Here is a 26,948-nt window from a genome sequence, read left to right on the forward strand (position 1 = left end):
GAATGTACCGCCGAGTTAACTCGGCAGTTTGTATTGAAACTTACTAAAACCAACTATTAGCGAAAGCATACTTTTTTTCACTTATCTAAAGGTAAGTATCAGCTGAGCTTCATTCATTAGCCGTCCTTTGATTGATTAATACTTGCTGTATTTTCTGCCGTTTTCACTGCAGTCGCCCCGCTCAACCATGCTCCGCCTTGGGTATAGCTAACAAACCACCATTTACCCCATTTAATTAACTGTGTCGCAATCCATAGCGACCAGAGCAACATCAGCACACGATAAACCCAAATAGGTAAACTATAAACCTGCACTAAAGGTAACGCGCCAGATGTCACTTGGTCTTGAAAAAACTTATACAGATAAGCGCTGCTGCCATTACCCACCACTTGCATATCCGGTGTCGCCAATAAGCCGACAGGGATAACCAGCAGTAAAATAACTAAACAAATAAAAGTCAGTAACAAGAGCCCGACTTGCAACATGTTAAACTGCCACTGCGCCAACTTGTTGGGCACAACAAATTGATTTCGATAAGCGGTCGCGAAAAACAACAGTGCAAACGGCACTACGCCATAGCTACTCACAGTTGAAAAACCTAGCCCTAATAAAACCCAAGCCATGGTGTTAACCGGTAAAGTAAGGCTTAACTTTCTGGCCAGCACAGGGAGGGCTAGCGCACCTAACACAATCACACCTAACATGCCCCAATACAGCATAGAGGCACCTAATGCAGGCCCAGAGATAAACAATAACCAACGATCACGAGGTAATTCAAACTCGATATCAATATTGGATACTTTGCCCGGCAGTTGAATGTTTGCACTGGTTTCAGCCCAACTTAGCACCCTAGGCAACTGAAATTTAACCTCAATTTCTTGCTCACCTGGATGCAATTGCACCACCGCACTGGTAGGGCTATTGATACTTAAATTTCGACCGTTATGCGTTAACGCCATAATGTTGGCATCCGCTGCAAGGTCTATCTTATAGTCGATTCCTTGACTGGCCCGAACCTTTAGTTTCAAGGTCATGGCTTGGGTATTTTTACCTGCGACATGTAACAATGTGGCTTTTTCAGTGGTGAATACACTGCCACTAACGCCTTCTGGGCGTTGTACCTGAATGTCTAACTGCTCACCAGCCCAAGGCTTCCAGAGTGGTTGCAACTGCTCAGCCTGAGCATCAGATTTGACCGCTGCAATACCACTAAAGTTAACATGCCAGAGCGAAGATGGGATCACACGCCAACGCTCAGAATATGCATTGCTTTTCCCAGCTTGTAAGCTTATCACTGGCGTCGCTGGCAAAGTAGAATGCCACACATAAGTTCTTTGCCCGTTAGGGATCTGTATCGTCACCGCGCCATCATTACGAACCTCAAGACCTGACAACACTTGCTCGCCCGGTAGTAAAGCAACTGTGAAAGTTGCCGACTCATTCAGGGGCGATAATTTTTCAACTTGGGTTTCCACTTGCCATTGATTCCCCAAGCTAATTTTCCGATGTACGATGGCATAAGGTTTCACTGGTAATGGTGTCAAGTTATCATTCGTATCAACGGCCATGGCTTTTTTTGACACCAGGCCAATGTTATTTTTCAACACCACGCCATCTTGTATGCCATCAACCAACCAATCCGGTGTATAGCTGGTAAAATTATGGATAGCTAAAGGTAAACTAATCGCAATTTGATCATTTAAAATAGGCCCTTGCAGCACTACCTGATGTTGTCCTTTTGCGACATAGATAAACGGGTTACCTTTGTCTTTACGTAAGATAGCTGATTGATTATCAAGACTAATGGAATCGGCTTGCCAAGTATTACCCGCGCTAGGTAGCGCAATTGCTACATCAACACTTGCCACTACATTAAACGACAAACGTAATTGCCCTTCACGGATTTCTAAATGGCCTTGGTCGAGTGACACACAATGAGGTAAACAATCTGGCGCAGCCAATAATCTTGCCTCATATTCCGTCAGTAAATACTCAGGTGGGAAATCTTGCGCTTGACTTGGCTCACTGATTAACGTGCCAGTGCTTGCTAAGGCAATAAGCAAGCCTATCGAAGCCATTGAACTGGTATTTTTAGAAGTCTGGCTTGTCCCCTTTGTGCCGGCATCTAGCGATGATTTAAAGCGGCCCACTTGCACTAATTTCATCACTGTCACTAACGCCATCGCACTTAATAATAAGACATTTAACACTCGCCATAGGGCCGTCATCCAAGGGGATGAATAAATGACATCAATGCTCTGCGTGGCCAAGACAACACCTGTCGCATTAATATAGAAGCGATTCCATTGCCAAGTCGGTACTCCTGGCCCAGTTTGTACGCGATCATTTTCTCCCACTTGATAAGGAGATAGCTCTTTAACGCCAGCATAACTGTCAGGACGCCCACTGCGTTGCAGCTTTTTCAAATCTTGACTGCTACTTTGCTGCTCTTTTATCGCCAACGGACTAGCACTTTTTTGGGATAATTCGGCCAAGGGATCAATTTCATCAAAACTATTCTCAACTGCAGACTCAAGCTCAAGATGGGTGTTCATCGCATAATGGCTAATACCAGGCTTCTCTAAACTGGGGTACAGCGCCAAACGCAGTGATGACACACTAAATACCACTATGCTAAGCACTAAAATAAACACAGGGAACAAGGCAAATCGCGACACCCACACTTTGTACTTTCCGATGGGCAGTGAGGCCAAACCAATCAATAACAACAATAGGGCCCACAACAAATTGGGCGCTTTATCTTCATGAAAACTTAATATCAACGTTACGGCCATCAGCATAGCCCCTTTCACGCCCAATAACTTATTCGCTACCGCAACCAAAATCATCAACCAAAAGATATCCCATAAGTTCCACTGTTGGATCCAAGTGCCTGCTACACCGTCGACACCACTGGCATGAAGTGCTCGCCAACCCGGTGGTAAATGAATGCTGGCACTGAAATCTGTCACGTCATTTTGCCAACCCACCGCATTAAAATGACGAATATCGTTAAGAGAACTTACCGCTTCAAGGTTGATTTGTGGACTGCGTATCTCTACCCCTTGCTGACCGTCAAGCTCTGTTATTAACACTGCTTGCTCATTAACTAACGCACGACCAGCCTGCATTTCACTATCAGCATTGAGACGCCAGCCTTGATTCATTTCGCCACGAACTAAGTCTTTAACCACAGCACCTTGACCATTAAATGCCAGCCAAATTTCGCGTCGAATATTGATGGTATTGCTATGTCCCTTACTGGCCTGTGATGTTTTGCTAGTAAGTTGCAAGGCTTGATTAGCCTGTAGCCGATAAGTGGGTAAATTTTTCCATTGTGCGGGAATATCAACTAAAGACGTATCAACACTTGTTGCACCGGTTAGGGTAACCTCACGCCAATGGGGATCACTAGCGAAACTAATGTATTCATGTTCAGGCCAAGCCGTAGATAACTTATTGGTTTGAAATGAGGTGATATTACCAACCACACGACTTTGCAATTTTATTTCATGGACCCCGGGCTTAACTTGCACCCTTAACATGCCATTCTCTTCTAATCGAGCGGGTAGGTTTGACTCGAGTTGAAGCGTTTTAATGTTATCCCATGAGACCTGGCCGATTTCTACTTCACGCGACTTACCACTAACAAACAGTTTAATCTGCGTTGTTAAGCCCATCGGCACATCATCGCTTAACATGCGATACACTTCTACGCGCAAGGTATCTTTAGCACTCTCCGTCCCTGTCAGTTTTTGTGCAAAAATCAGTTGGTTGTTGTTAATGGTGGTGGGAAACCGCTGATCATTTTTGACAATATTCAGCAAAGCTAAATCATCTGGTAATGCTAGGCTTGTCGGCAAACGTGACCAAAGGTACGTTCCGGTGATCAGGTGACGCCCTTTGCTTAATTGCACATAGGGCTTACCTCCCTTATCAAGAACCAACGCGGGTTGTTGATTGACCAAGAGTTGTGTTGGCCAATGAGATTGATTGCCTGGTAAACGTACCTCACTCGCGCGCGAAAATACTTCCACTTGCATCTCAAAACGCATCCCCTCGCTTATTAATTCACCTTTAAATTGTGCAGGCCAACTACAGACTCGTTGTTTGCTAGCCGACATCAACCAGGGACAGTCAAGCTCAGGATGCCGCTCTTCTACCCATTGTTGCCAGCTTGGTGAAAGGGCAGGATCATCGGCAGCTTGGGCGAGATTAAACAAACAACTGCATAAGATGAATATAAGAAACAAGCGAGTTAATCGCATCTCTAAATCCTTTTTAAATAGGCATAAAATTGATAAAAAACAATCGTAAACTTATTTAACCTGTAGAGCTTTAGTTAGGGTTACGTTTTCGATATAAATATGAGTAATAAGTCATTAACGTTGCCTGGCTCACATTTTAAGCCGAGGCTGATATTCGAGGCAGAGGTGTAGAAAAGAATATTGTTCGGGTAAGATAAGGCTTTGGGGTCAGCCCTTATATTGTTAGTCGCGAAGAAGGTATAAAAAGTGAAAAACGTGGGCTTTGGCTGCAGCAATTTTAGTCTGGCAGTATATATCGAAAACAAACCTGCTATGGTGGCTTATGAAAACTTGGATGTGATAAAGCCATTAAGCACTGGTGAGATACAACATATTGGCTTGGAATGTGGAAACGGTTGGCGCAAGGTGTTTAATGTATACAGTAAACTGTTATATGCCCTTGATCTAGACTGGTTTAAGTTTGCTTGTGCCGCCCCCTCTTGGCAAGCATACCGAGATCAACATTTGCTGCAACAAGGCAGTGCTACCGCACTATTATTTAGCCCACCAGTAATAAACCATGAGAGCCAAGCCTTACACATTATTAGTGGTAAAACCTATGCCAACAAATTGATCCTCGCTGGTAAAATCAACTCCGGTCTAATTTGGCTTGATGAGCAATTTGCCATTGATGTAAAAAGCAGACTAATTGTCTGCCCTTACTTTGATTACAGACAACTGTCTAATGAAAAAATTGACCGTGTAGCAGATTACTTAATTCAGCTGGTGAAAACCAAATAAAGTACCTACTCCATTTTGAGCTGTGTTCCACAAAATGGGCAATAATTAACTAAAATCATGCTGTGGTATATGATCTCACCAACGGCTTCTGCTTCTCCCATTGCCACTTCTTCTTCATCAGCGTAGTGAATACCGTGTAGTTGCCACGCATCTACAGGCTCATCTTGACTGATGTTGCAATGCACTAATCGATCAAATTTTGGATAAGCATTTTGTTGGCAACAATGTTCTGCGTCATATTCGCAGTCGGTCATTTCACCTAATTCAACTAAATTCATAGATCCTCAAGGGGTATTTTGGTGTGCTTTAAATTAACGTCTTATACAGATCAACAGCTTGTTGATAACGGCTTAGCTGCTCGGGGTCGCTCATCTTGGCTTTTTGTTGCTCAAGATAAAACTCTGGCTCTTGGCCACTGCGTACTTTCCATACATCGTATGCCGCTTGTTTATCTAGCTCTATGGCTTGTTTCTCGTCCGCTGGCAATAAAGCCAAATTAAAGGTCGTCATTGCATTTCCAAATAAAAAATCGCCCGTAGGCGATTTTAACGAAAGTGATGCAGCCTAACCAGCATTTAAACGCTAGCAGTGTGCTTACTGTGTAGCTTAATGTTGATCATACGTAACGTGGCGCCAATACCGGCCAAAACTTGGTTAGTGTTAACCCCGCGAGTACGTAATACCTTACCATCATCACGCCATGTCACAATACACTCGGTTAATGCACTGGTTTGCCCACCGGGCGGAATACGCAGCTCGTAATCAAGCAATTCAGGAAAATCAAACTGCTCTTCTTCATTCAGCACTTGTTTCATCGCACTGATAAAGGCATCAAAGCCACCGTTACCACTGCCTGCTGATTTACGAATGCTGCCATTAACCGACACGCGGATACTGACAACAGACTCTAAATCCATCCCCGAGGTGATCGAGCAATTAAGCAATTGAACGTGGTTATAATCTTTACGCTCGAGCAAATCAGCCACTAAAAACGGTAAATCTTCAGGTGTGATACTGGCCTTTTGATCGCCCAGTTTAACAATACGTTTGAGTAGCATGCGTTGCTGTTCGTCGCTGAGCTCAATGTCCATGGCTTCTAGGTTTTTCGCCAGCGACGCTTTGCCGCTCATTTTACCCAGCGCATAGCTGCGCTCACGGTTAAAGCGTTCAGGAGTTAAGGCTGACATATACAAGCCGCCTTTTTTATCGCCATCAGCGTGAATACCACTGGTTTGAGTAAACACATCAGCACCAACAATCGGAGTATTATCTGCTATTCGCTTACCAGAAAAATTTTCCACTAACTGGCTAATATGATGCATTTGACTTTCATCAATGCCCACTTCTAAACCCAGCTTATCTTTTAACACCACCGCCACTTCAGCAAGAGAAGCATTACCGGCACGCTCACCTAAACAGTTTACGGTACAATGAATAGAGCTAATGCCCGCTTTAACCGCAAACATCGCATTGGCGGTGGCTAAGCCGTAATCATTATGAGGATGGAAATCAAACTTAGTGTCAGGGAAACGAGTTAACATATCTGACAGGCTATCGAATACCTCATCAGGTGACATCACACCTAAAGTGTCAGGCAGCATGAAATGCTCAATGCCACTGTCAACTAACTTTGCCACCATATCATAGACATACTGGGGGCTATCTTTATAACCGTTAGACCAATCTTCGAGATAAATATTCACCCGTAAGCCTTGGCTTAAGGCATAGTCAACGGTTTGTTTAATATCGGCAACATGCTGATCAAGGGATTTCTTAAGCTGCTCGCTGCAATGCTTTAAACTGCCTTTAGCAAGCAAGTTCAGTACCTGTCCACCCGTCTCTTTGATCCAATCAACACTTAAGGTATGGTCAACAAAGCCTAATACCTCAATACGTTCAACTAAACCTTCAGCCGTTGCCCATTCGTTGAGCTTCTTAACCGCTTCTTTTTCACCCTCTGATACACGAGCCGAGGCAACTTCAAGGCGGTCAATCTTAAGCTTTTGTAACAGCGCTTTGGCTATACTGACTTTTTCAGTTGGAGGAAAAGACACCGACTGCGTCTGTTCACCATCACGAAGGGTTGTGTCCATTAAAAGCACACGGCGGTTTAATTGTCCCATGCTGCATTTCCTTGTTTCACGTAACAGTTACACGTAAAAATAATGGTGTAAAAAAAAGGCGCAGCGAATGCCGCGCCCTTCATCAACTAAGGTTGCATAAGCGCGAAGCTTATTTCCACAACCAAGGTAGTTGTTGTTTATGCTTTTCTTCGAAAGCTGTGATTTTGTCTTCGTGCTTGAGTGACCAGGCGATATCGTCTAATCCTTCAAGTAAACTTTGCTTGCGGAATGCGTCAACTTCAATTTTGATGACAATCCCACCTGGGGTAGTTAACTTTTCCGCTTCTAAATCGACAGTAAACTCAACGCCTTCATTAGCACGAATTTCATCCATTAAGCTGTCCAGCTCAGCTGGCGTAACTTTAATAGGAATGATGCCGTTTTTGAAACAGTTACTGAAAAATATATCAGCGAAGCTAGTAGAGATAACCGTATTAAAACCGTAATCTTCAATTGCCCATGGCGCATGCTCACGAGATGAACCACAACCGAAGTTGTCACCCGCCACTAAAATTTTAGCGCCTTTAAAAGCAGGATTGTTCAGTTCAAAATCTGGATTTGGCGTGATACCGTCATCCAGAAAACGCCAATCGTGAAACAAGTGGATACCAAATCCAGTACGCTCAACCTTTTTTAGGAATTGCTTTGGAATGATTTGGTCAGTGTCTACGTTACTGCGATCCATTAATGCCGCAATACTAGTGTGTTTTTTATATGGTTGCATTTATTACTCCAAACAACTTAGTGAGGCGATTAAGGATTAGTCCCAATCACGGATGTCAACAAACGTACCCGCAACAGATGCGGCAGCGGCCATAGCAGGTGACAGTAGGTGTGTACGTCCCCCTTTACCTTGGCGACCTTCAAAGTTACGGTTTGATGTAGACGCACTGCGTTGTCCTGGTGCTAATTGGTCACCATTCATCGCTAAACACATTGAACAGCTTGGCTCACGCCATTCCCAACCAGCTTCAACAAAAATTTTGTCTAGGCCTTCGGCTTCCGCTTGATTCTTCACTAAGTAAGAGCCTGGTACCGCGATGGCTTGAATGCCTGGCGCCACTTTTTTACCTTTTAACAACTCAGCAGCGGCGCGGAAATCTTCAATACGACCGTTGGTACAAGAACCGATAAAGATGATGTCTAATTTTACATCTGTTAACGATTGGCCTGCTTCTAAGCCCATGTATTTAAGCGCTGATTCAGCGGCTTGTTTTTTGATTTTGTCATCAAAGTCATCTGGGCCAGGAATTGGCGCATTAACATTAATTACTTGTTCAGGTGACGTACCCCAGGTTACTTGTGGTGCAATTTCAGCAGCATCAAGTTCAACCACAGCATCAAATGTTGCGCCTTCGTCAGAAACTAGAGATTTCCAGTAGGTAACAGCCGCATCCCAATCATCGCCTTTAGGTGCAAACTCTTTGCCTTCAAGGTAATCAAATGTCGTTTGATCTGGCGCGATCAAGCCTGCACGAGCACCACCTTCAATCGCCATGTTACAAAGGGTCATGCGCCCTTCCATGGTTAGGTTACGAACCGCTTCACCAGCAAACTCGATAACATAACCAGTACCACCAGCTGTGCCTATTTTGCCGATTACCGCCAGTGCTATATCTTTTGCGGTTGCAAATTTGGTTAGCTTGCCATCCACTTTGACTAGCATGGTTTTAGATTTCTTCTGTTGCAGCGTTTGTGTCGCCATAACGTGTTCAACTTCAGAAGTACCAATACCAAATGCCAGCGCACCAAACGCACCGTGAGTGGCTGTATGGCTATCGCCACAACAAGCCACCATTCCTGGATGAACAAAGCCATGCTCAGGTACAACAATATGAATAACACCATTATTTGGGTTTTCCATATCGTAAAGATTTAAACCGTGCTCTTCACAGTTTGCAGCCATGGTTTCAATTTGCTTTTTCGCAATTGGATCCACTAGCACTGCGCGGCCTGCTTTAGTTGTTGGCACACAGTGATCCATAGTAGCAAGTACACTATGTGGGTTACGGATTTTACGATTCTTCAGCTTCATGCCTTCAAAGGCTTGTGGGCTGGTTACTTCGTGCATGAGCTGTCTGTCAACGTATAGCAGAGGCGTGCCGCCTTCTGGCTCGTGAACTAAATGACTGTCCCATATCTTTTCATACATCGTTTTATTCATTGCTTCCCTTACCACTCTTCACTTTGCGTTACCACGCAAATCAACCGCTGATAATAGTATTAAAATCTTACCCATCATTTCGGTGGATCAGCTGAAAATCGCAATATTAAATGATCGATAGAATTGGCTCAAGCTAGAAATAATAAATTAAGCCAACACTGCAGTTTAAAATGCTAACTCAAGGTCGAGCTAGCCAATAAAAAAAGAACATAACACCAGTTAAAGATAAATACTTAGTATATTCAACCTTAAAAAGACTTATACTCAGAAACATAAACTATAAATATAAAAGCCGCCTTATTTGAATATTTATGAATTTTTTAGGCTTTTTTATGCATGATAATGCATGTTTATGTTTAGGTTAACACCCTAACGCCAAATTTAACCTTGTTTTAGACATTGCTTATGTAGATTTTGCCCTTCGCCAAGCATGGCTTCATTTTGATGGGACCAAAACATATGCTCATCACTAACGTATTTCGCGCCTGAGCCAGCAGGAACAGACGTTAAGGCTTCTTCTTTGCCTTTAAAATACAGGGTTGCAGTTTTGTCATCATTAATATCAATGTAGAACTCCACCTTATCTTGGCAGACATACTTGTCACCAGCAGGCGCTTTAGAACAAGCTGAAAGTGTTGCAACGGCTAAAACGCCTGTAACTGCCAGCATGATACTTTTCATGGTTTAATCCTTATATAAATATGAAAAAAGGTGTTTCTTTTCAGTGTTTGTTAGTGCGCTAACACGCGCAATATTACGCTCAGGGATTTTGTCATGATCCGGGTAGCTATCCAATGCTCGGTTCATGCTCTCCTCCCTGATCAGGTGAAAAATAGGGTATGGCGCTCGGTTAGTTAAATTCTCATCATCTTCGGGGTCTGTTCCAGCAAACTGATAATGAGGATGAAAACTGGCAATTTGATAAACGCCATACCAGTCTTGCTCGGCGAGTAATGCATCGGCCCAATCGAGCGCATCATTAAAGTCCATAAAATCGGCAAATAAATCCGGCGTGGCAAACAAAACCGTATCTAATGTTTTAGCATCGGTGTTCGCTAGTAATCCGAATGCGTGCGCTAAATCATCCAAAAACTGCTGTGGCTCATTGGCATCACTTAATAACACTTTAATTTGCTTATTGCGGTGCGGTTTGTTGGCAAAAGGACATAGGTTTAAACCTATGACCACTTGCTCTAACCAAGTCCAAATTTTTTGCTCAATTTCTGCTTCTTTAATGATCATTTAAATACACAATGCTTGGCATAATCGGCTGCTTCATTTGCGGTAATATCGCCTGCTGATTTTTCTTTAATTTGCTGGCACCATTCCTCTGAGCCAACTTCCGGTGAGCACGCCGTTAGAAACAGCATAAAAATGCCAGCAAAAAATACGTTAATTAATCTCATCAAGGCTCTCTCAATTTGTAATAAGTTGTTTTTCAAATATTACTACAATTGTCATAAAGGCTTAATAGTTAGCGCAAAATTAATACTTAATATCATTCAATCAGCAACGATTAACCTTCCAGCTAAGACATAATCTCATTTCATTTTGGTTATGCAATAGTTTGATGGACTTCACAACAATTATCTAATACCTTATTGAGCCCACTATTTTATTTGGCAATAATCGATGAATCCAACTAAGCCAAGCCTATTATTGCTTGTCATCCTAGGATCTTTGTCTGGACTGACCCCTCTTGCAGTGGATATGTATCTTCCAGCGATCCCGACCATAACCCAAGCATTAGACACCCGAATCAGTTTGGTGCAATTAACATTAAGTGTCTTTTTAGTTGGCTTTGCTATTGGCCAAATGATCTACGGCCCTCTCTCTGACAGCTTAGGCCGGAAAAAAGTATTACTATCTGGCTTATTCATTTTTGTCGTCAGCAATGGATTGGTGTACTTTGCACAAGACATTACCACTTTAATGATATTACGATTTATTCAAGCGATCGGAGGTGGCGCAGGTGCGGTTATTGTCAGCGCTTTATTACGCGACATGTTTGCCAAAGATGCTTTTTCTAAAGTGATGTCGTTTGTAATTTTAATCATGACCGTCGCCCCTTTAGTCGCCCCTTTGCTAGGAGGGCAAATCCTCATCATTGCTGATTGGCGCGCTATTTTCTATTTTCTGTCAACCGCAGGCTTACTCACTGCAATAGCAGTTATGGTATTTATTCCAGAAACCTTACCTGAGGAAAACCGGATCCCATTGCGACTAGGCAGTGTGGCGCGCAATTACATAAAAGTGCTTAAACATCGCCGGGTACTAGGCTTTATCCTCACCAGTGGCTTTTCATTTTCTGGTATGTTTATTTTTTTAACCACCTCACCCTATGTCTACATTGAATTTCTCGGCATTCCCACCGAACAATACGGTTATTATTTTGGCTTGAATATCATATTTATGATGATCTTAACCTGGTCAAATGGCCGCTTTGTTGAAACTAAAGGCTATATATACATGCTACAGCTGGGTTTGAGCCTGTTGGGTTTTGCTGCTTTGATGATGTTGCTGATTATGTTATTCAATGTGAATAGTCGGTTGTTCATCGTGGCTGCTGTGGTCAGTTTTGTTGGCGTTATGTCATTAATTGGCTCAAATGGCATGGCTGGTATTCTAAACGAATTTAGTGACATGGCGGGTACTGCTACCGCCCTTACAGGTACCCTCAGGTTTGGTATGGGCGCCGTGGCAGGCGCCATCGTCAGCATGTTTCACAGCAATAATGCCGATTCAATGGCTGGAGGAATGTTTGTCTGCGCGGTACTCTCCATAGCAAGTTATCTCTGGCTGGTTAAACCCACTAACGACAAAAATATGACGACGGTTGACGCAGCCTAAGATAACCAACACTGTAAGGCAGTAAGCGCATTTAAAGAATGCGCTTAACCATATTATCAGCACGAAACACCCGCATTCGCCCTAGTAGTCTCTGCACTTGCTGAGGGTAATCTTCTAAGGTTTCTATTTGCTTGTAGTGATTAATACGAGTGGTGTGAGCAAGAATGAGCTCCAACTCTTTTTCTTGCATATCTGCTAAAGCACCACTTTTGTCTTGAAGTAATAAACCGTTTTCAAGATCTAAACGCCATGCCCTAGGGTTGAGGTTATTACCCGTCAGTAACATTGTTTGGCTGTCTGAATAAATTCCTTTAAGGTGGAAGCTGTTAGTTTCATGGCGCCATAAATGAATATTAAGGCTACCTTGATCAATATATTTGTTATGTCGCTTGGCAAACTTGCGTAAGTTAACTTCATACAAATACGGTAAACCAGCAATGGTTTTAAAGGGCTCAGATGGCGGAATGTAAAAGTCATTAGCCGTTTTATCGCCAACAACCAAGGTGATGCTAACGCCGCGTTTTAACATGGCGGCAATATCACGCGACAATGCCGCAGGAAAATTAAAATAAGGTGTAAATAAGATCAATTCACGACGTGTGCTGTGAAAGATGTGGCGTATCATTTGGTTTAATTTATTACCGCGAGCACCAAAACCAGCTAATGGTGCAACCCCAATGCAATCAGGTTCGATTTTTTTCGGCAACACGTGGCCGGAATATTGATACTGGGCTCTTTTCAAATGGCGACGCAACTGCTTATGCTGCCCTTTCATCTCGGTCAACGTGGGGATTGGCGCAATATTTAACGGCACGACCGCAAAGTCACCTTTGATTAGATCGTCGATATAGTTAACAAAACTATCGGCCAATTCATTGTGCTTAATAAGACAATAGCGATCGTAGCGATAACGGTCTTTCTTATTCAAATAGATGTTATTTAAACTTGCACCGCTGTAAAGCACTTGGTCGTCGAACACAAACCCTTTTAAATGCAACACGCCAAATAATTCACGGCTTTTAACTGGTATGCCATAAATATTAAAGTCACTATTAAAGGTTTGTGCAAACTGTTGATAAAAAGTCGCATTAGTGGAATCCGCTGCTTGGCCAATAAGACCACGCTGTGCGCGATGGAAATCAACAAGCACCACTACTTCTAGTGCTGGATTACTTTGCTTCGCTTGATTAAGTGCGTGCCAAATTTCTTGTCCGGCCTCATCATCTTCTAGATATAAAGCGGTCAAATAAATACGATGCTTGGCATTAGCGATCGAAGCGAGAATGCACTTTCTGAATTCAGCAGCCTCATACAAAAACTGTATATCACTGATATGACTGATCAGAAAGGGTTGCTCAGCTATAAAGGTTAAACTTCGATTGATTCTGTCCATCATGCCCAAAATTCTTATACTCAATGTTGTAAAAGCGGCGATATTATATCAAGTTATTTACAAATCATCTGTTTAACTATTCACCTTTATCGCAAATTACCAAAACAAATATGATTTTTTAGGTCGTTTCAGTTAAAAAAAAAGCCCCTTTCGGAGCTTTTTGATAACACTAAGTATTACACGTTCAGGAATGCTTTAACTTGTGCAACCACGGCTTCCGCCGTTGGCTGGTCTTCCATCTCAGCAAAAATACGCAGTAAAGGCTCAGTACCAGAGAAACGAGCAATCACCCAACCGCCATTTTTGAAGTACACTTTCGCGCCGTCTTCATAACTGACTTTTTCGATTTCGTAAGCAAACTCTGGCAGCTCTTTATCTTCATAAATACGCTTGTATAGCGCTTCTTTAGCAGAAGGTTTAAACGTACAGTCGCCTTCTGCGGTGTAAGCGTAACCGTACTTGCCGTAGATTTCTTTTAGTAACTCGCCTAGTTTTTTACCTGTTACACAGATCATTTCAACTAATAGGCTTGACGCGAATACGCCATCTTTACCTTTAATATGGCCACGAATAGTTAGGCCACCCGAGCTCTCACCACCGATAAGGGAATCGTCAGCTTCCATTTGCGAACTAATGTGTTTAAAGCCCACTGGAACCTCAAAGCTCTTTTCACCATGATCCGCAGCAATTTTGTCCAATAGGTGCGTCGTCGCGATATTACGTACCACAGACCCTTTAAGGCCTTTATATTCAAGTAGGTAGTAATACAACAGCAGCAGTACTTCATTTGGATGAATAAAGTTACCTTTCTCATCAATGATACCTAAACGGTCAGCATCGCCATCAGTGCCAATACCAATGTCGTAACCTTCATGCGCAACAAGGTGTTTTAGTCGGTACAAGGTGGCTGCACTTGGGCTTGGCATTAAACCACCAAAACCTGGGTTTTCACCATCGTTGATCACGTCAACTTCACAGCGCGCTGAAATCAACACAGTTTGCAGTGCATTTTTTGCTACACCGAACATAGGGTCAATCAACACTTTTAAATTTGCTTTTTTGATTGATTCAACGTCTAAGTAATTCAAAATTGAGTCAACAAATTCATTCATTGGGTTGATTAGCAATATTTTGCCATCTGCAATCGCTACGTCTATATCCAATGATTTCACATCAGCTAGGGTTAAGTTAGCGATTTGTGCTTCAATTTTTTGTGTGATCACTTCATCAGCATCGCGGCCGCCTTCAATGAACACTTTAATACCGTTGTAATCAGCAGGGTTATGAGAAGCAGTAATACAGGCTGAATATTGACAGCCCATTTCACGACACTTAAACATCACGATCGGAGTCGGTACATATTTATCGATGAAACTAACGGTAATACCGTTACCAGCAAGCACTTCCGTTAGCCAAGTCGCCGCTTTTTTCGAGATAAAACGACGGTCAAAACCAACGACAAAACCATTACCCGCTGCATTTTCTGTATTAATAATATTAGATAGTGCTTGGCCAACTAAACGTACATTATCTTTAGTGAACTCTTCACCAATAAATGCACGCCAGCCGCCTGTTCCAAATTTAATCATTACTTTCCCTACACTCTAAAAATAAAAACAAAAAAGGGGCGCTGCATGACTGCCCGCCCCTTAAAAATCACATTATGATTGAGGCTGAGGCTTAGCCCATTACCACAACAACTTCGTTCACGCTGCCTTCAGCCTGAACAGGAATGGCACCTTCTACGGCAACACCATTAAGGGTTACAGAGGCAACACCTTTACTTACGCCATTTGGATTTTCAACTTTGATGTTGAACTTAGCACCACGCCATTCGCGTTGTACTTCAAATCCAGGCCAGTTAGTTGGTACACATGGGTCAACAATTAGGCCTTCAAAGCTTAAACGCACACCCAGAATAAAGTTAGTTACCGCAAAGTAAGCCCAACCAGAAGTACCTGTTAACCATGGGTGGTTAGCACGACCATGATCTTCATGATCACGACCCATGATAAATTGTACATATGAGTATGGTTCAACAACACGTTTGTCCATATTCTCATTTTGGTTGTATGGGTTTAGTGCATCGTAGAACTTCATCGCACGGTCACCACGACCTAGTTTCGCTTCCGCTACCCAAGCCCATGGGTTTGGATGTGAGAAGATTGCACCGTTTTCTTTAACACCTTGGTAAACGCGAGTAACGAAACCGATGTCGTCGTTTGGCGTTGAGAACGAAGGTGAATTTAGGTGTAAGCCGTATTCTGAGTATAAGTTCTCATCAACCGCATCCATCGCTTTTTCACCGCGCTCTTGCGAAACCGCACCTGAAAGCACAGCCAGTGTGTTTGACTCTAAGTGAACGCGACCTTCAGCTTGTTGCGCAGTACCAATTTTGTCACCGTCTTTAGTTAGACCACGGATGTACCAGCCACCCTCTTCGTCCCATAGGTGCTCTTCACAGGCTTTTTGCACGCCTTGCGCCATTGCCGTGTACTTAGCAACGTCATCTTCTTTACCTAGGTATTTAGCAAGGTCGATAAACTCTTGTAATGCCCAGTAATGAAGGAAAGAAACCATGGCTGACTCACCACCGCCTAGGTTTAGACAGTCGTTCCAGTCGGCGCGAAGACCTTTACAGATACCCGTTTGGCCAACATATTCAGCAGAGAAGTCTAACGCTGCTTTCATGTGGTCGTAAACAGACGCTGTGCCACCGTTTGCGTAAGGAATTTGCTCGTCGAAGAAGCTTTCTTCGCCAGATTCCATTACGTATTTACAAATCGTAGGAACGATCCATAAGTGGTCATCAGAACACGTATCTTCGATGCCGTGAATTTTGTCATCATCAGACGGTGTAGGTACTACCGTTGGTGATTTAGATGGTTTAACGTCCGCTTTTTCTGGATCGAACCAATCTGGATCGAATAAGTGTAGGCCGTAACCTTCTTTAACTTGACCACGTAATAAGTCAACAAGACGCTTACGTGTCATTTTCGGGTTAGCATGAGGTACTGAGATAGCGTCTTGCGCAGTATCACGGTAACCCAAACCAGTACGACCACCTACTTCAATGAATGAAGCAAAACGTGACCAAACCACACAAGTTTCAGCTTGGTATAAGGTCCAAGCATTGATCATTGAGTTAAGACCAGCATTTGGTGACTTAACTTGGAATTTGCTACAACGCTCTTCCCAGTGATCAAGAATACCTTGGAAAGCTGCGTCAACATTAGCTAGGTCTTGGTATTTCTCACGTAGACGATCGCCGTTACCTTTACCGATACCAAGAATAAAGGCAAAACGTACTTTCTCACCAGGTTGGATAACGAACTGCTTGTGCAGAGAACCACAGTGGTTGTAACAAGTTTTAACTGTGTTAGAACATTTACCGTTTTCAACCGCAATTGGGTTAGCTTCATCACGGTATGCACCTAGGAAGTTATCACGTTGACCATCGTATGAGTCAGGGCTAAACGTTGATGCTAGGTAGTAGAAACCTTCGAAATCATTAGTGTTGTAGTATAGGTCGTATTCAATCACACCTTCAGTGTAAGACGTACCTGCAGAGTACAAAGACATCTGATGGTTTTGGTTGTCTGACTGAATATGAGAGAAAGAGAACTCAACAAAAGAGAAAGCTGAGATAGTACGTGGCTTATCGCCCGTGTTTTCAATAACCACATCCCATACTTCTGCATCTTCGCCTTTTGGTACGAATAATGTTTTAGTCGCTGTGATGCCGTTATATTCACATTTGAATTTTGAATAAGAAAGACCGTGGCGAACTTCATACTTCGCTTCGTCTAGGCTTTTCGCTACTGGCTGCCATGAGATAGACCAGTAATCACCTGTTTCATCATCACGTAAGTAAACGTAATGTCCAGGGCGGTCAAAAGACGCGTTTGGACGGAATTTAGTAACACGGTTGTACTCAGGAGAATTGTAGAAAGAGTAACCGCCAGCATTGTGAGAGATAACAGTACAGAACTTTTCTGTACCTAAGTAGTTGGTCCACGGCGCCGGTGTATCCGGACGCGTGATCACGTACTCTCGATTTGCATCATCAAAAAAACCGTATTTCATTTATTATCCATCCTTACTTATGTTGCGTACTTTGGTGCTTCCAAAATACCAAAATGTGATACTCGCAAAAAAATAAAACTAAAAGTTAAAAATCACTTTGTATCATAATGGTTGCTTTTAATTAGTGTCTAAATCAAAACACCGTGAAATAACAACTTTTCAATAATAAATAAAAGCTGATATTCACAAGGCCCAACAACCTGATAGCTTCCCTGTGAAAAAATCCTTTTCTAACGCCGTGTTTTTTACCACATTGTACCACTGAAACAAAGCGCGAATAGGCATTCAAGGTCTCTGTTCTTAGATACTGTGATAGCTGTCACCTAGTCTAAAAAACTCAAGATTAAAGCATTGTATTTCTTAATGTTTCATAAGCTCTACAAGATTGGTTCTACTGACTTTCAAGGCTTAACAGCGGCTTAGGTTAACGTAATTAACGGAATTAACGTAGGCTGATGTCAATGTTGTTTACAGCGCGATTACATATATTCACGTTTACATTACTTTAATGCTGCACATCGGCAAACATCAGGCAAAAAAAACGCTGCAATTAGCAGCGTTTATTTTTGTACTAAAGTGAATTAAACCACCTTAGCAATACCTTCACACAATGCATCCATATTTGATTTGGTCATACCTGCAACTGAGATACGGCCAGAGCCAACAATATAAATGCCGTGAACATCTTTTAATGTCGCCACTTGCTCAGGAGTTAAACCAGAGAAAGAGAACATACCATTTTGACGTTCAATAAAGCTGTAATCGCCTTGTACGCCTTTGTCTTTTAACGTTTGCACAAACAAGGTACGCATTTCTTGAATGCGGTCGCGCATTTCAGCAACTTCTTTGTCCCACTCAGCATAAAGTTCAGGATCATTTAGAATTTCAGTTACCACAGCCGCGCCGTGTGCTGGCGGGTTTGAATAGTTAGCACGAATACCGCTCTTAACTTGACTGAAGGCCACTTCAGCCACTTGCGTAGTCGCTGCAACTAACGTTACCGCACCCACGCGCTCGTTGTATAAACCAAAGTTTTTCGAGAAAGAATTCGCAATCAATAACTCTTGATTGTACTGCGCGAAAATACGTAAACCCTGCGCATCTTCTTCAACGCCCTTAGCGAAACCTTGGTAAGCAAAGTCGAATAATGGCAGTAAGCCTTTAACCGCGCACAGCTTAGCTAAAATTTCCCACTGCTCAGCCGTTGGATCAATACCCGTTGGGTTATGACAACAACCGTGGAACAGCACTAAATCACCTGCTTGCGCTGTTTCTAGTGACGCTAGCATAGCGGCAAAATCTAAATCGCGCGTTTCAGCGTTGTAGTAATCATAAGTGACAACTTCTAAACCAGCTGTTTTAAATACATTGCCGTGGTTCGCCCACGTTGGGTTACTGACCCAAATTTTGTTAGAAGGTAAATGTTTAACAGCAAAATCTGCCGCTGTACGCAGTGCACCGGTACCACCTGGTGCTTGTGCAGTAAATGCGCGGTGATTAACAACAATATCGCTGTCTTTACCAAAAAGCAGCGCTTGTACCGCTTTACCGTAAGCAACATTACCTTCAATGCTTAAGTAACTTTTAGTCGTCTCAGAAGCCAAAAGACGTGCTTCAGCTTTCTTAACTGTTTCTAGAATTGGCGTTTGGCCATCTTCATTTTTGTAAATACCTACACCTAGGTTAATTTTCTCTGCGCGCTCGTCTTTTTTAAACGCTTCAGTTAAACCAAGAATTGGATCTGCAGCAGCTTCAACGACCTTCTCAAACATTGTAATCCCTCAATAATATGACTAAAAGTTGCAACTCAGTTATACCATTGCGCCAATTACGAACAAAGTAGAAAGTCACATTTTGGTGTAATTTTACTGCTTTTTTTTATTTTTCAGGCAAAAAAACTGAAAAAAAGAATGTTAATAACAAACCAATAACAAATCTGCACATTATCGAACCGTATTCGTCGATCAAAAAAGCCGGCTCTTGCCGGCTTTTTGCATATTTATTCTACTTTCACTTACTTTAATGCATTAGCATCAGCAATATTAGCACGCCAAATAGCTGGGCCTTGCTCATGAGCATTAGCACCGGTTGAGTCTACTGCTACCGTCACTGGCATGTCTTCTACTTCAAACTCGTAGATTGCTTCCATCCCTAAGTCCTCAAACGCTACGACACGAGACTGCTTAATCGCCTTAGCGACTAAATATGCAGCGCCGCCAACTGCCATCAAATACACAGCTTGGTGTTTTTTGATTGATTCAACTGTTGCTGGACCACGCTCTGCTTTACCTATCATGCCCATCAATCCGGTTTCTTCAAGCATGAAATCCGTAAACTTATCCATTCGCGTTGACGTGGTTGGGCCTGCTGGACCAACTACCTCTTCGCCTACCGCATCAACAGGGCCAACGTAGTAAATGAAGCGACCATTGAAATCAACTCCTTCAGGTAAGCCTTTACCCGACTCCATCAATTCTTTAATACGCTTATGGGCAGCGTCACGGCCAGTAAGGATTTTGCCTGACAGTAACACTGTCTCCCCCATCTTCCATTCTTGCATTTCGGCTTTGGTTAACGTATCTACGTTAACCCGACGAGCATTCTCGCCCACCTCAAATGTTACCTCAGGCCAGTCTTCTAAACGTGGCGGTTTAAGTTCCGCAGGACCGCTGCCATCAAGGGTAAAATGCGTATGACGCGTGGCGGCACAGTTTGGGATCATCACCACCGGCTTAGAGGCGGCGTGAGTTGGGCAACTTTTGATTTTAATATCAAGAACAGTCGTCAAGCCACCTAAGCCTTGTGCACCAATACCAAGGTTATTGACTCTATCCATAATATCTAAACGTAGCTTTTCATCTGTGGTTTGCGCGCCACGCTCACGAAGCTCATGAATATCTACCGGGTCCATTAATGCTTCTTTTGCCATTACCGCGGCTTTTTCCGCCGTACCGCCAATGCCTATGCCTAACATCCCCGGCGGACACCAACCCGCCCCCATCAGCGGTACGGTTTTTTCAACCCAAGCTGCGACATCATCGGAGGGATTGAGCATGACCATTTTCGATTTGTTTTCTGAGCCGCCGCCCTTAGCCGCTACCATCACTTCCACTTTATCGCCCGGCACCATTTCAATGTGAACCACGCCTGGGGTATTGTCTTTGGTGTTTTTACGTGCGCCAGCAGGATCGGCCACTATGGAAGCGCGCAATGGGTTATCAGCATTGTTATAAGCACGACGAATACCTTCATCGATCATCTGCTGTACCGTTAAATCACTTTCCCACTGTACATTCATACCAATTTTAACAAATGCAGTCACAATACCAGTGTCTTGACAAATTGGTCGGTGACCTTCGGCCGACATCCGCGAGTTGATGAGAATTTGCGCCATTGCATCTTTAGCGGCTTGGCTTTCTTCTTTGTTATACGCCTGTTCCAGCGCTTGAATAAAATCCAGCGGGTGGTAATAAGAAATAAACTGCAGCGCATCCGCTACACTTTCAATAAGGTGTTCTTTTTTTATCACTGACATCGACGTTGCCTCACTGTTCCTTGCCCCAACCTAGGAGCATAATTAGCTTTATTGTTATACCCCGTATGATACTCTTGCGCGAACCTTGCATCCAGCAAGTGTGTTAAAAACTCTGGTATGGTTTGAAAAAAGATGTCGTTAGTTGTTAAAAAAAACTTGTCTTTCTCTATGGCAGCGCTAAATCGAATAAAAATTGCGCTATCTCAACAACCTTGGGCCATAATTTTGGGCGGCCAGCCGCCACTAAGCCAACATAATCGCTACCAAATTATTAGCGCAGAGCCCATCGCTTGCATTGAAACTTATGGTAAAACCAGCCAAGTCAGCTATCAACAGCAGCGGCTAACCACCAATCAAGACCCACTCGCTTTAGTACAAGATTGGCGTAAGAAGTTATTTAGCCAAGATTTAAGTCAGCCTTGTTGCTTAATTGATGACGCCCTCCCGCTAACAGAATTGCCCTTTAACGGCGGTGCCATGGGCTGTTTTAGCTATGATTTAGGTCGTCAATTTGAGCGAATGCCTAATCAAGCACAGCATGATTTGCCCTTGCCTGACATGGCGGTAGGTTTCTACGATTGGGCTTTGATTATTGACCATCAAATACAACAAGTTCATCTGGTGGCTAATGGACCAAAGGCAACACAGATTATTGAACAGCGCTTAGCTTGGTTGCATCAATTAACCGTTAATAAAACAAATACAGTACCGTTCGCTCTTGAATCCGATTGGCAATCCAACATGAGCCAACGCCAATACCAGGAAAAATTTGAGCAGGTACAAAGCTACTTACATAGTGGCGACTGTTATCAAGTTAATCTGGCGCAGCGCTTTATGGCGCAATATCGTGGTGATGAATACCAAGCCTATTTAACATTAGTGCAAGCCAATCAGGCACCGTTTTCTTGTTTCATGCGCCTGACACAAGGCTGCGTGCTATCAATTTCTCCTGAGCGCTTCTTAAAACTCGAAGACAATAAGGTAGAAACAAAACCAATAAAAGGGACAAGGCCGCGAATGACAGAGTCACAAGCGGATGCAGCCATGAGGCATGCGTTAGCGACAGCAGAAAAAGATCGCGCCGAGAACCTGATGATAGTCGATCTACTACGCAACGATATTGGCAGAGTGTGCACACCTGGCAGTGTTGCGGTACCAGAGCTGTTTGCAATTGAAAGCTATCCTGCGGTGCATCACTTAGTCAGCACGGTAACCGGTGAGTTAGCCCCGCCCTATGAAGCAGAAGACTTACTCAGAGCATGTTTTCCGGGGGGCTCGATTACTGGTGCGCCAAAAATTCGTGCCATGGAGATAATAGAAGAGTTAGAGCCACATCGTCGCAGTTATTATTGTGGTAGCTTGGGCTATATTAGTGCTGAAGGTAACATGGATACTAACATTGCCATTCGCACTGTGGTATGCGTTCACAACCAGCTTTATTGTTGGGCAGGCGGGGGCTTGGTGGCAGACTCAGAGGTCGCTGCAGAATATCAAGAAACCTTTGATAAAGTGGCGAAAATATTACCATTGCTGACCGTGTAATCAGTGACGTTGAGTAAGTTGGAGGGAAATGAGGTGCGCCATATATTTCATCGTTTTACTCTACAACAAGCACTGCCCCATAATCATCAAGCACCACGGGGTCGCTCAGCTGCCGTCCTCGTTGGGTTGTATCGGCATCAGCACCAATGGCAAGTGTTATTAACTCAGCGAGCCCTACACTTACGTCATCACAAAGGGCAAATATCTTTTCCCGGAGGAAAAGTAGAGCCAACGGATCCATCTTTGGTGCACACCGCCCTAAGAGAAACGCAGGAAGAAGTTGGCTTAACATCGGAGTTTATTAATGTGCTAGGCACCCTGCCCACTTTTCACACTGGCAGTGGTTTTACGATCACGCCAATTTTGGCTAAATTGCAGCCTGGCTTTAACTTAACAGCCGACCCCAACGAAGTTAAAGACATATTTTTTATGCCCCTGAATCAGATAAAACAAAAGCAGCATTGCCAAGTAACACTGGCAAACAAGCCACACGATTTAGTCTTTATCCGCTATCAGCAGCGCCTAATTTGGGGGGCAACCGCAGCGATATTAGATAACTTATACCGCCACTTGAGTTAGTTACCTTAAGCCCCCTTATTTAAGGGGTAATTCAATATCCTTAAACATATTTTCAACTTCAATATTACTTTTCAACATAATGGCTTTATCCACTACATCGCGCGTTAAATGCGGCGCAAAACGCTCCATAAAATCATACATATAACCGCGTAAAAATGTGCCTTTCCTAAAACCAATGCTGGTAGTACTTGAGTCAAACAAATGGCTGGCATCAAGGGCAACTAAGTCACTATCTTGATGTTTATCGATTGCCATAGTGGCAATCACACCCACACCAATGCCTAAACGAACATACGTTTTGATAACATCAGCATCCGTGGCGGTAAACACAATTTTTGGCTCAAGCCCGGCGGCGTTAAAAGCCGCATCTAACTCAGAGCGACCGGTAAAACCAAACACATAAGTAACCAGAGAATACTGAGCCACGTCCTCAACCGTAATACGTTTTTTATCCGCTAAAGGGTGGTTACGTGGCACCACCACACTGCGATTCCAGTGATAGCAAGGCAACATTACCAAATCGTGATACAAGTGCAGCGCTTCCGTGGCAATAGCAAAATCAGCCGTGCCCTTTGCGACCGCCTCACTGATTTGCGATGGTGTACCTTGGTGCATGTGCAATGAAACTTTGGGATAGCGTTTAATAAACCCTTTAATGACATCAGGCAATGCATAACGCGCTTGGGTATGAGTGGTTGAAATATTCAACGTCCCTTCATCAGGGTGAGTGTGCTGACTTGCAACGGATTTAATACTTTCAACCTTGCCTAATATTTCAGAAGCAATACGAATGATATCCTTTCCCGCAGGAGTTACTTGGGTAAGGTGTTTACCACTGCGCTCAAATATTTGCACTCCCAGCTCGTCTTCTAACATTCGCACTTGTTTACTGATGCCAGGTTGCGAGGTGTACAGACTTTCTGCGGTCGCGGAAACATTTAAACTATGATTGAGCACTTCGACAATATATCTGAGCTGCTGCAGTTTCATTATTTCACCATATTAAAATGAACATCTTCTGCTAAATTTTAACAGAATAAGGAAAAAACGGTTTTACTTTACCCCATTAATGGCAAAAGGTAAGCTGAAACTAATTGATTTGGATTAATTTTATGGAATTTTTATGTCCCAAAACGATAATTTAGATTTTGCAGCAGTCCTCGCAACAGCTGTACATGACATGAAAAATTCATTATTTATGTTGTTGCAATCCATCGATACCTTATCGGCGGACAGTGAGAATGATCCACCAGAAAAGCGTCAGCAAATTGCCACCTTACATTATGAGGCGTCACGCTTAAATAGTGGTTTAATGCAAATTTTGGCGCTCTACCGGTACGAACGTGAACAACTGCCTATTAATATCGCCGAGCACTTTGTCTACGATATTTTGGAAGAACAAGTAGGCCGTAATCAAACCTTTTACCAAAATAAAAATGTCGACATATCCCTCAACGTTGACCCCGATCTCTCCTGGTATTTTGATGGCGAGCTAATCGCCTACTTAATCAACGATATTCTCGTCAATGCGCTGCGCTATACTAAAGATAAAGTTCGCGTCTCTGCCAAAATTCATAATATGAAATTAGAGATTTTGGTTGAAGACAATGGCCAAGGTTACCCCGATGAAATGCTTAAGATAGGTGAAAACACGTTGGCCGATTTTGATGTAACGCGTGGCAGAACTGGCTTAGGCCTGTTTTTTGCGAAAAAAATCGCCGCAGCCCATGAGATAAAAAACAATACAGGTCACATTTCCTTGAAAAATGGCGGTGAGTTAGGCGGTAGTCAGTTTATGCTAACCTTACCCTGATAAGATATATGACTGTAATATTTCAAATATTCGGCGATTCGCATTTTAATCTCGACCTGAGGATACTATGGTTCTTCCATTAATATTAATTCTAGCTGGTGTACTTTTGTTTGTGATCATAGGTTACAACATCCTCCAGCAATATCGACAAAAGGTAGAAGCGGAAAAACGCGCGACTATCGTCAAACAAAAAGCGGTTATTGAAGAAACCGATGAAATGCTATTACAGGCATCGCGCTTACCCTTTAGCAAAGAGCTGTTGTTAATATTACACCAACGTGTTTATAACGCCTTACAAGCCATTGCTCAAGTTGACCCAACCCTGGGTCAAGTTAAGCAAAGGCTAAATGATATTACCGGGCAAATTAGCAACATTCAGCAAAATTACCAAGCGCCGCCAAGTGACTCATACCGTTCACCGGATAACGACAAGCAAGCACTATTAATGCTACAAGTGATCAAAAAAATACGTGCCATTGTTCGTTCTGAGCATTCAAAAGGTAAAGTTGAAACCCCTGTTTACGTCATGGAAAACCGCCGCTTAGAATTAATGCAGCTGAAAATTAATCTTGAGAATGCTATCGCGCGCGCGCAAACAGCAAAAATGAACAGGCAATTCGGTACCGTCAAACAATTATTAGATAAAGCCATTACCACTTTATCTGGCGTACCCGATCGTGATGCTTACTTACAATCTAAGCTTGAGCAAATGGAAGCAATGAAAGCGGAAATGAATTCACAGCTTAAAACAGCCAGTGACACCGATTTAAAAGAGCGCCAAGAGAAAGAGGTCGATGAATTAGATGTGCTGTTTCAGCCTAAAAAGAAGTGGTAATCCATTACTTTACAAGCACATCACGATCACCTCTTGCTCTAGCCACAAATCTTGTTCAATCAGCGGCGCCAAGCGCGCCGCCAGCTCTGGGTTTAACTTAGCGGTTTGCCAAGGTAGCTTACCTCTTTTGTTTTGCTCTAACTCGGGCTTACGGCTTTCAACCGGTCTACCGTAGCGCACTGCTATGTCATGTAAATTTCGTGGTAACAAAGGCTTATAAGGGCGCGCTAAATTAGCCGCCATCCGCAAACCAATGTCGATACCAGCTTGATCTAAGTCGCCAAAATGCACCCAACTAATATTAGCGGGTAACATTCCCACTAATAATTCCGCTAATCGTGTATTATTGCCAGGGGCATAAATAAACAAGCATTGCGGCTTTAATTCTATTTCAATAAATGCGCCAAGGTTCTCAACGGTGATCACATGAGTAAAAGCGACATCACCCGGCAGTAACTTTGTCACTGTCGTTAATAAACGCTCTGATAGAATGCACTCGTCAGATAAAGCAAAGACACTCGATAAATCAAGCAAGCTACCTTGTCTAAGATATAAACTAAAGCCATGGGCAGAGCGAAGGCGTAAAATATCATCTTTAGTGACTTTAATGTCTACTTCAATCAGTCGTTGCCGGTCAGCCTCGTCTAATTTTTTCTTCGCATCCTTTTTCAATAATGCTTGAAGTACATGTTGGTTAACTTGCTCGGGAAGGTGAATATTGAGTTGTTGAATATCCAATTCAGGATCGGAGACACCAATGGGTTTCGCCTGCGCTAACTGCCGCTTGATGTATTCCTTACCTTGCGGGTTAAGCCAGAAGCGCTGCCCTTTTGACAAGGTGAAATGATTGTCTGTTAACAACCCTTTAAGCTCAGCTAAACGTTTAGCCGATAAATTTACTTCATGACCATCAAGCAACTGACGCGCTGCGTATTGAACATACTCATCATCAAATAATCCAGCCATGAATATTTATCTAC

The 26,948-nt window shown here is 43.1% G+C and carries 22 protein-coding genes; 6 read left to right on the forward strand and 16 right to left on the reverse strand.

Features of this window, described 5'->3' with window-relative positions; translation table 11 throughout:
• Positions 1–116: 116 nt before the first annotated feature.
• Complete coding sequence (locus K1M91_RS08380; RefSeq protein WP_232801292.1) at positions 117–4,268, reverse strand: hypothetical protein; 4,152 nt, start codon at positions 4,266–4,268, stop codon at positions 117–119.
• Positions 4,269–4,514: 246 nt separating this feature from the next.
• Between K1M91_RS08380 and K1M91_RS08385 the strand changes: the two genes are divergently transcribed.
• Positions 4,515–5,048, forward strand: coding sequence for a hypothetical protein (locus tag K1M91_RS08385; protein ID WP_232801293.1), 534 nt, complete (start codon positions 4,515–4,517; stop codon positions 5,046–5,048).
• Positions 5,049–5,053: 5 nt separating this feature from the next.
• Here K1M91_RS08385 and K1M91_RS08390 read toward each other — a convergent pair whose 3' ends face one another.
• From K1M91_RS08390 to K1M91_RS08425, 8 genes are all read right to left on the reverse strand, one after another.
• On the reverse strand, positions 5,054–5,326 hold the full coding sequence (locus K1M91_RS08390) for a hypothetical protein (RefSeq protein ID WP_232801294.1): 273 nt from the start codon (positions 5,324–5,326) through the stop codon (positions 5,054–5,056).
• Between the two features lie 28 nt (positions 5,327–5,354).
• Positions 5,355–5,558 carry a DUF3283 family protein gene (locus K1M91_RS08395; RefSeq protein ID WP_232801295.1) on the reverse strand — a complete coding sequence of 68 codons (204 nt, stop codon included), beginning with the start codon at positions 5,556–5,558 and terminating at the stop codon, positions 5,355–5,357.
• Positions 5,559–5,623: 65 nt separating this feature from the next.
• Positions 5,624–7,171 carry an alpha-isopropylmalate synthase regulatory domain-containing protein gene (locus K1M91_RS08400; RefSeq protein ID WP_232801296.1) on the reverse strand — a complete coding sequence of 516 codons (1,548 nt, stop codon included), beginning with the start codon at positions 7,169–7,171 and terminating at the stop codon, positions 5,624–5,626.
• 109 nt (positions 7,172–7,280) lie between these two features.
• Complete coding sequence (leuD, locus tag K1M91_RS08405) at positions 7,281–7,895, reverse strand: 3-isopropylmalate dehydratase small subunit (RefSeq protein ID WP_232801297.1); 615 nt, start codon at positions 7,893–7,895, stop codon at positions 7,281–7,283.
• A gap of 36 nt (positions 7,896–7,931) precedes the next feature.
• Positions 7,932–9,335 (reverse strand): 3-isopropylmalate dehydratase large subunit, encoded by a 1,404-nt coding sequence (gene leuC, locus K1M91_RS08410; RefSeq protein ID WP_232801298.1) that lies wholly within the window; start codon positions 9,333–9,335, stop codon positions 7,932–7,934.
• A 381-nt stretch (positions 9,336–9,716) separates the two neighbouring features.
• Positions 9,717–10,016, reverse strand: a complete 300-nt coding sequence (locus K1M91_RS08415; RefSeq protein ID WP_232801299.1) for an MliC family protein — start codon at positions 10,014–10,016, stop codon at positions 9,717–9,719.
• A 3-nt stretch (positions 10,017–10,019) separates the two neighbouring features.
• Complete coding sequence (locus K1M91_RS08420) at positions 10,020–10,577, reverse strand: DUF1415 domain-containing protein (RefSeq protein ID WP_232801300.1); 558 nt, start codon at positions 10,575–10,577, stop codon at positions 10,020–10,022.
• Complete coding sequence (locus tag K1M91_RS08425) at positions 10,574–10,741, reverse strand: DUF3012 domain-containing protein (RefSeq protein ID WP_232801301.1); 168 nt, start codon at positions 10,739–10,741, stop codon at positions 10,574–10,576. Before K1M91_RS08425 ends, K1M91_RS08420 begins: the two co-directional genes overlap by 4 nt.
• A 226-nt stretch (positions 10,742–10,967) precedes the next feature.
• Here K1M91_RS08425 and K1M91_RS08430 point away from each other — a divergent pair, with 226 nt between their 5' ends.
• Positions 10,968–12,185 (forward strand): Bcr/CflA family multidrug efflux MFS transporter, encoded by a 1,218-nt coding sequence (locus K1M91_RS08430; protein ID WP_232801302.1) that lies wholly within the window; start codon positions 10,968–10,970, stop codon positions 12,183–12,185.
• A 31-nt stretch (positions 12,186–12,216) separates the two neighbouring features.
• Here the strand turns inward: K1M91_RS08430 and pssA are convergent, their stop codons facing one another.
• The 5 genes from pssA to K1M91_RS08455 all read right to left on the reverse strand — a co-directional run bounded on the left by pssA (position 12,217) and on the right by K1M91_RS08455 (position 21,199).
• Positions 12,217–13,581 carry a CDP-diacylglycerol--serine O-phosphatidyltransferase gene (gene pssA, locus K1M91_RS08435; RefSeq protein ID WP_232801303.1) on the reverse strand — a complete coding sequence of 455 codons (1,365 nt, stop codon included), beginning with the start codon at positions 13,579–13,581 and terminating at the stop codon, positions 12,217–12,219.
• 173 nt (positions 13,582–13,754) lie between these two features.
• Complete coding sequence (locus tag K1M91_RS08440; RefSeq protein WP_232801304.1) at positions 13,755–15,167, reverse strand: phosphoglucomutase/phosphomannomutase family protein; 1,413 nt, start codon at positions 15,165–15,167, stop codon at positions 13,755–13,757.
• Positions 15,168–15,258: 91 nt separating this feature from the next.
• Positions 15,259–17,664: a N,N'-diacetylchitobiose phosphorylase gene (locus tag K1M91_RS08445; protein ID WP_232801305.1), complete on the reverse strand. Its 2,406-nt coding sequence runs from the start codon at positions 17,662–17,664 to the stop codon at positions 15,259–15,261.
• Positions 17,665–18,245: 581 nt separating this feature from the next.
• Positions 18,246–19,436 (reverse strand): amino acid aminotransferase, encoded by a 1,191-nt coding sequence (locus K1M91_RS08450; protein ID WP_232801306.1) that lies wholly within the window; start codon positions 19,434–19,436, stop codon positions 18,246–18,248.
• 242 nt (positions 19,437–19,678) lie between these two features.
• Positions 19,679–21,199, reverse strand: coding sequence for a fumarate hydratase (locus K1M91_RS08455; protein WP_232801307.1), 1,521 nt, complete (start codon positions 21,197–21,199; stop codon positions 19,679–19,681).
• 132 nt (positions 21,200–21,331) lie between these two features.
• On the opposite strand from K1M91_RS08455, the gene pabB reads away from it, so the two are divergent.
• Both pabB and K1M91_RS08465 read left to right on the forward strand, forming a co-directional pair.
• Positions 21,332–22,741: an aminodeoxychorismate synthase component I gene (gene pabB, locus K1M91_RS08460; RefSeq protein WP_232801308.1), complete on the forward strand. Its 1,410-nt coding sequence runs from the start codon at positions 21,332–21,334 to the stop codon at positions 22,739–22,741.
• Between the two features lie 33 nt (positions 22,742–22,774).
• On the forward strand, positions 22,775–23,320 hold the full coding sequence (locus K1M91_RS08465) for a CoA pyrophosphatase (protein WP_232801309.1): 546 nt from the start codon (positions 22,775–22,777) through the stop codon (positions 23,318–23,320).
• A 15-nt stretch (positions 23,321–23,335) separates the two neighbouring features.
• Here the strand turns inward: K1M91_RS08465 and cysB are convergent, their stop codons facing one another.
• Positions 23,336–24,310, reverse strand: coding sequence for an HTH-type transcriptional regulator CysB (gene cysB / locus K1M91_RS08470; protein ID WP_232801310.1), 975 nt, complete (start codon positions 24,308–24,310; stop codon positions 23,336–23,338).
• A gap of 133 nt (positions 24,311–24,443) precedes the next feature.
• On the opposite strand from cysB, the gene K1M91_RS08475 reads away from it, so the two are divergent.
• Positions 24,444–25,133 carry a HAMP domain-containing sensor histidine kinase gene (locus K1M91_RS08475; protein ID WP_232801311.1) on the forward strand — a complete coding sequence of 230 codons (690 nt, stop codon included), beginning with the start codon at positions 24,444–24,446 and terminating at the stop codon, positions 25,131–25,133.
• Positions 25,134–25,200: 67 nt separating this feature from the next.
• Positions 25,201–25,968: a hypothetical protein gene (locus tag K1M91_RS08480; RefSeq protein WP_232801312.1), complete on the forward strand. Its 768-nt coding sequence runs from the start codon at positions 25,201–25,203 to the stop codon at positions 25,966–25,968.
• Between the two features lie 9 nt (positions 25,969–25,977).
• Here the strand turns inward: K1M91_RS08480 and K1M91_RS08485 are convergent, their stop codons facing one another.
• Positions 25,978–26,934, reverse strand: coding sequence for a Wadjet anti-phage system protein JetD domain-containing protein (locus K1M91_RS08485; RefSeq protein ID WP_232801313.1), 957 nt, complete (start codon positions 26,932–26,934; stop codon positions 25,978–25,980).
• Positions 26,935–26,948: the final 14 nt, after the last annotated feature.

Source organism: Motilimonas sp. E26 (genome assembly GCF_021278025.1).
GTDB lineage: Bacteria > Pseudomonadota > Gammaproteobacteria > Enterobacterales > CBDFNC01 > Motilimonas.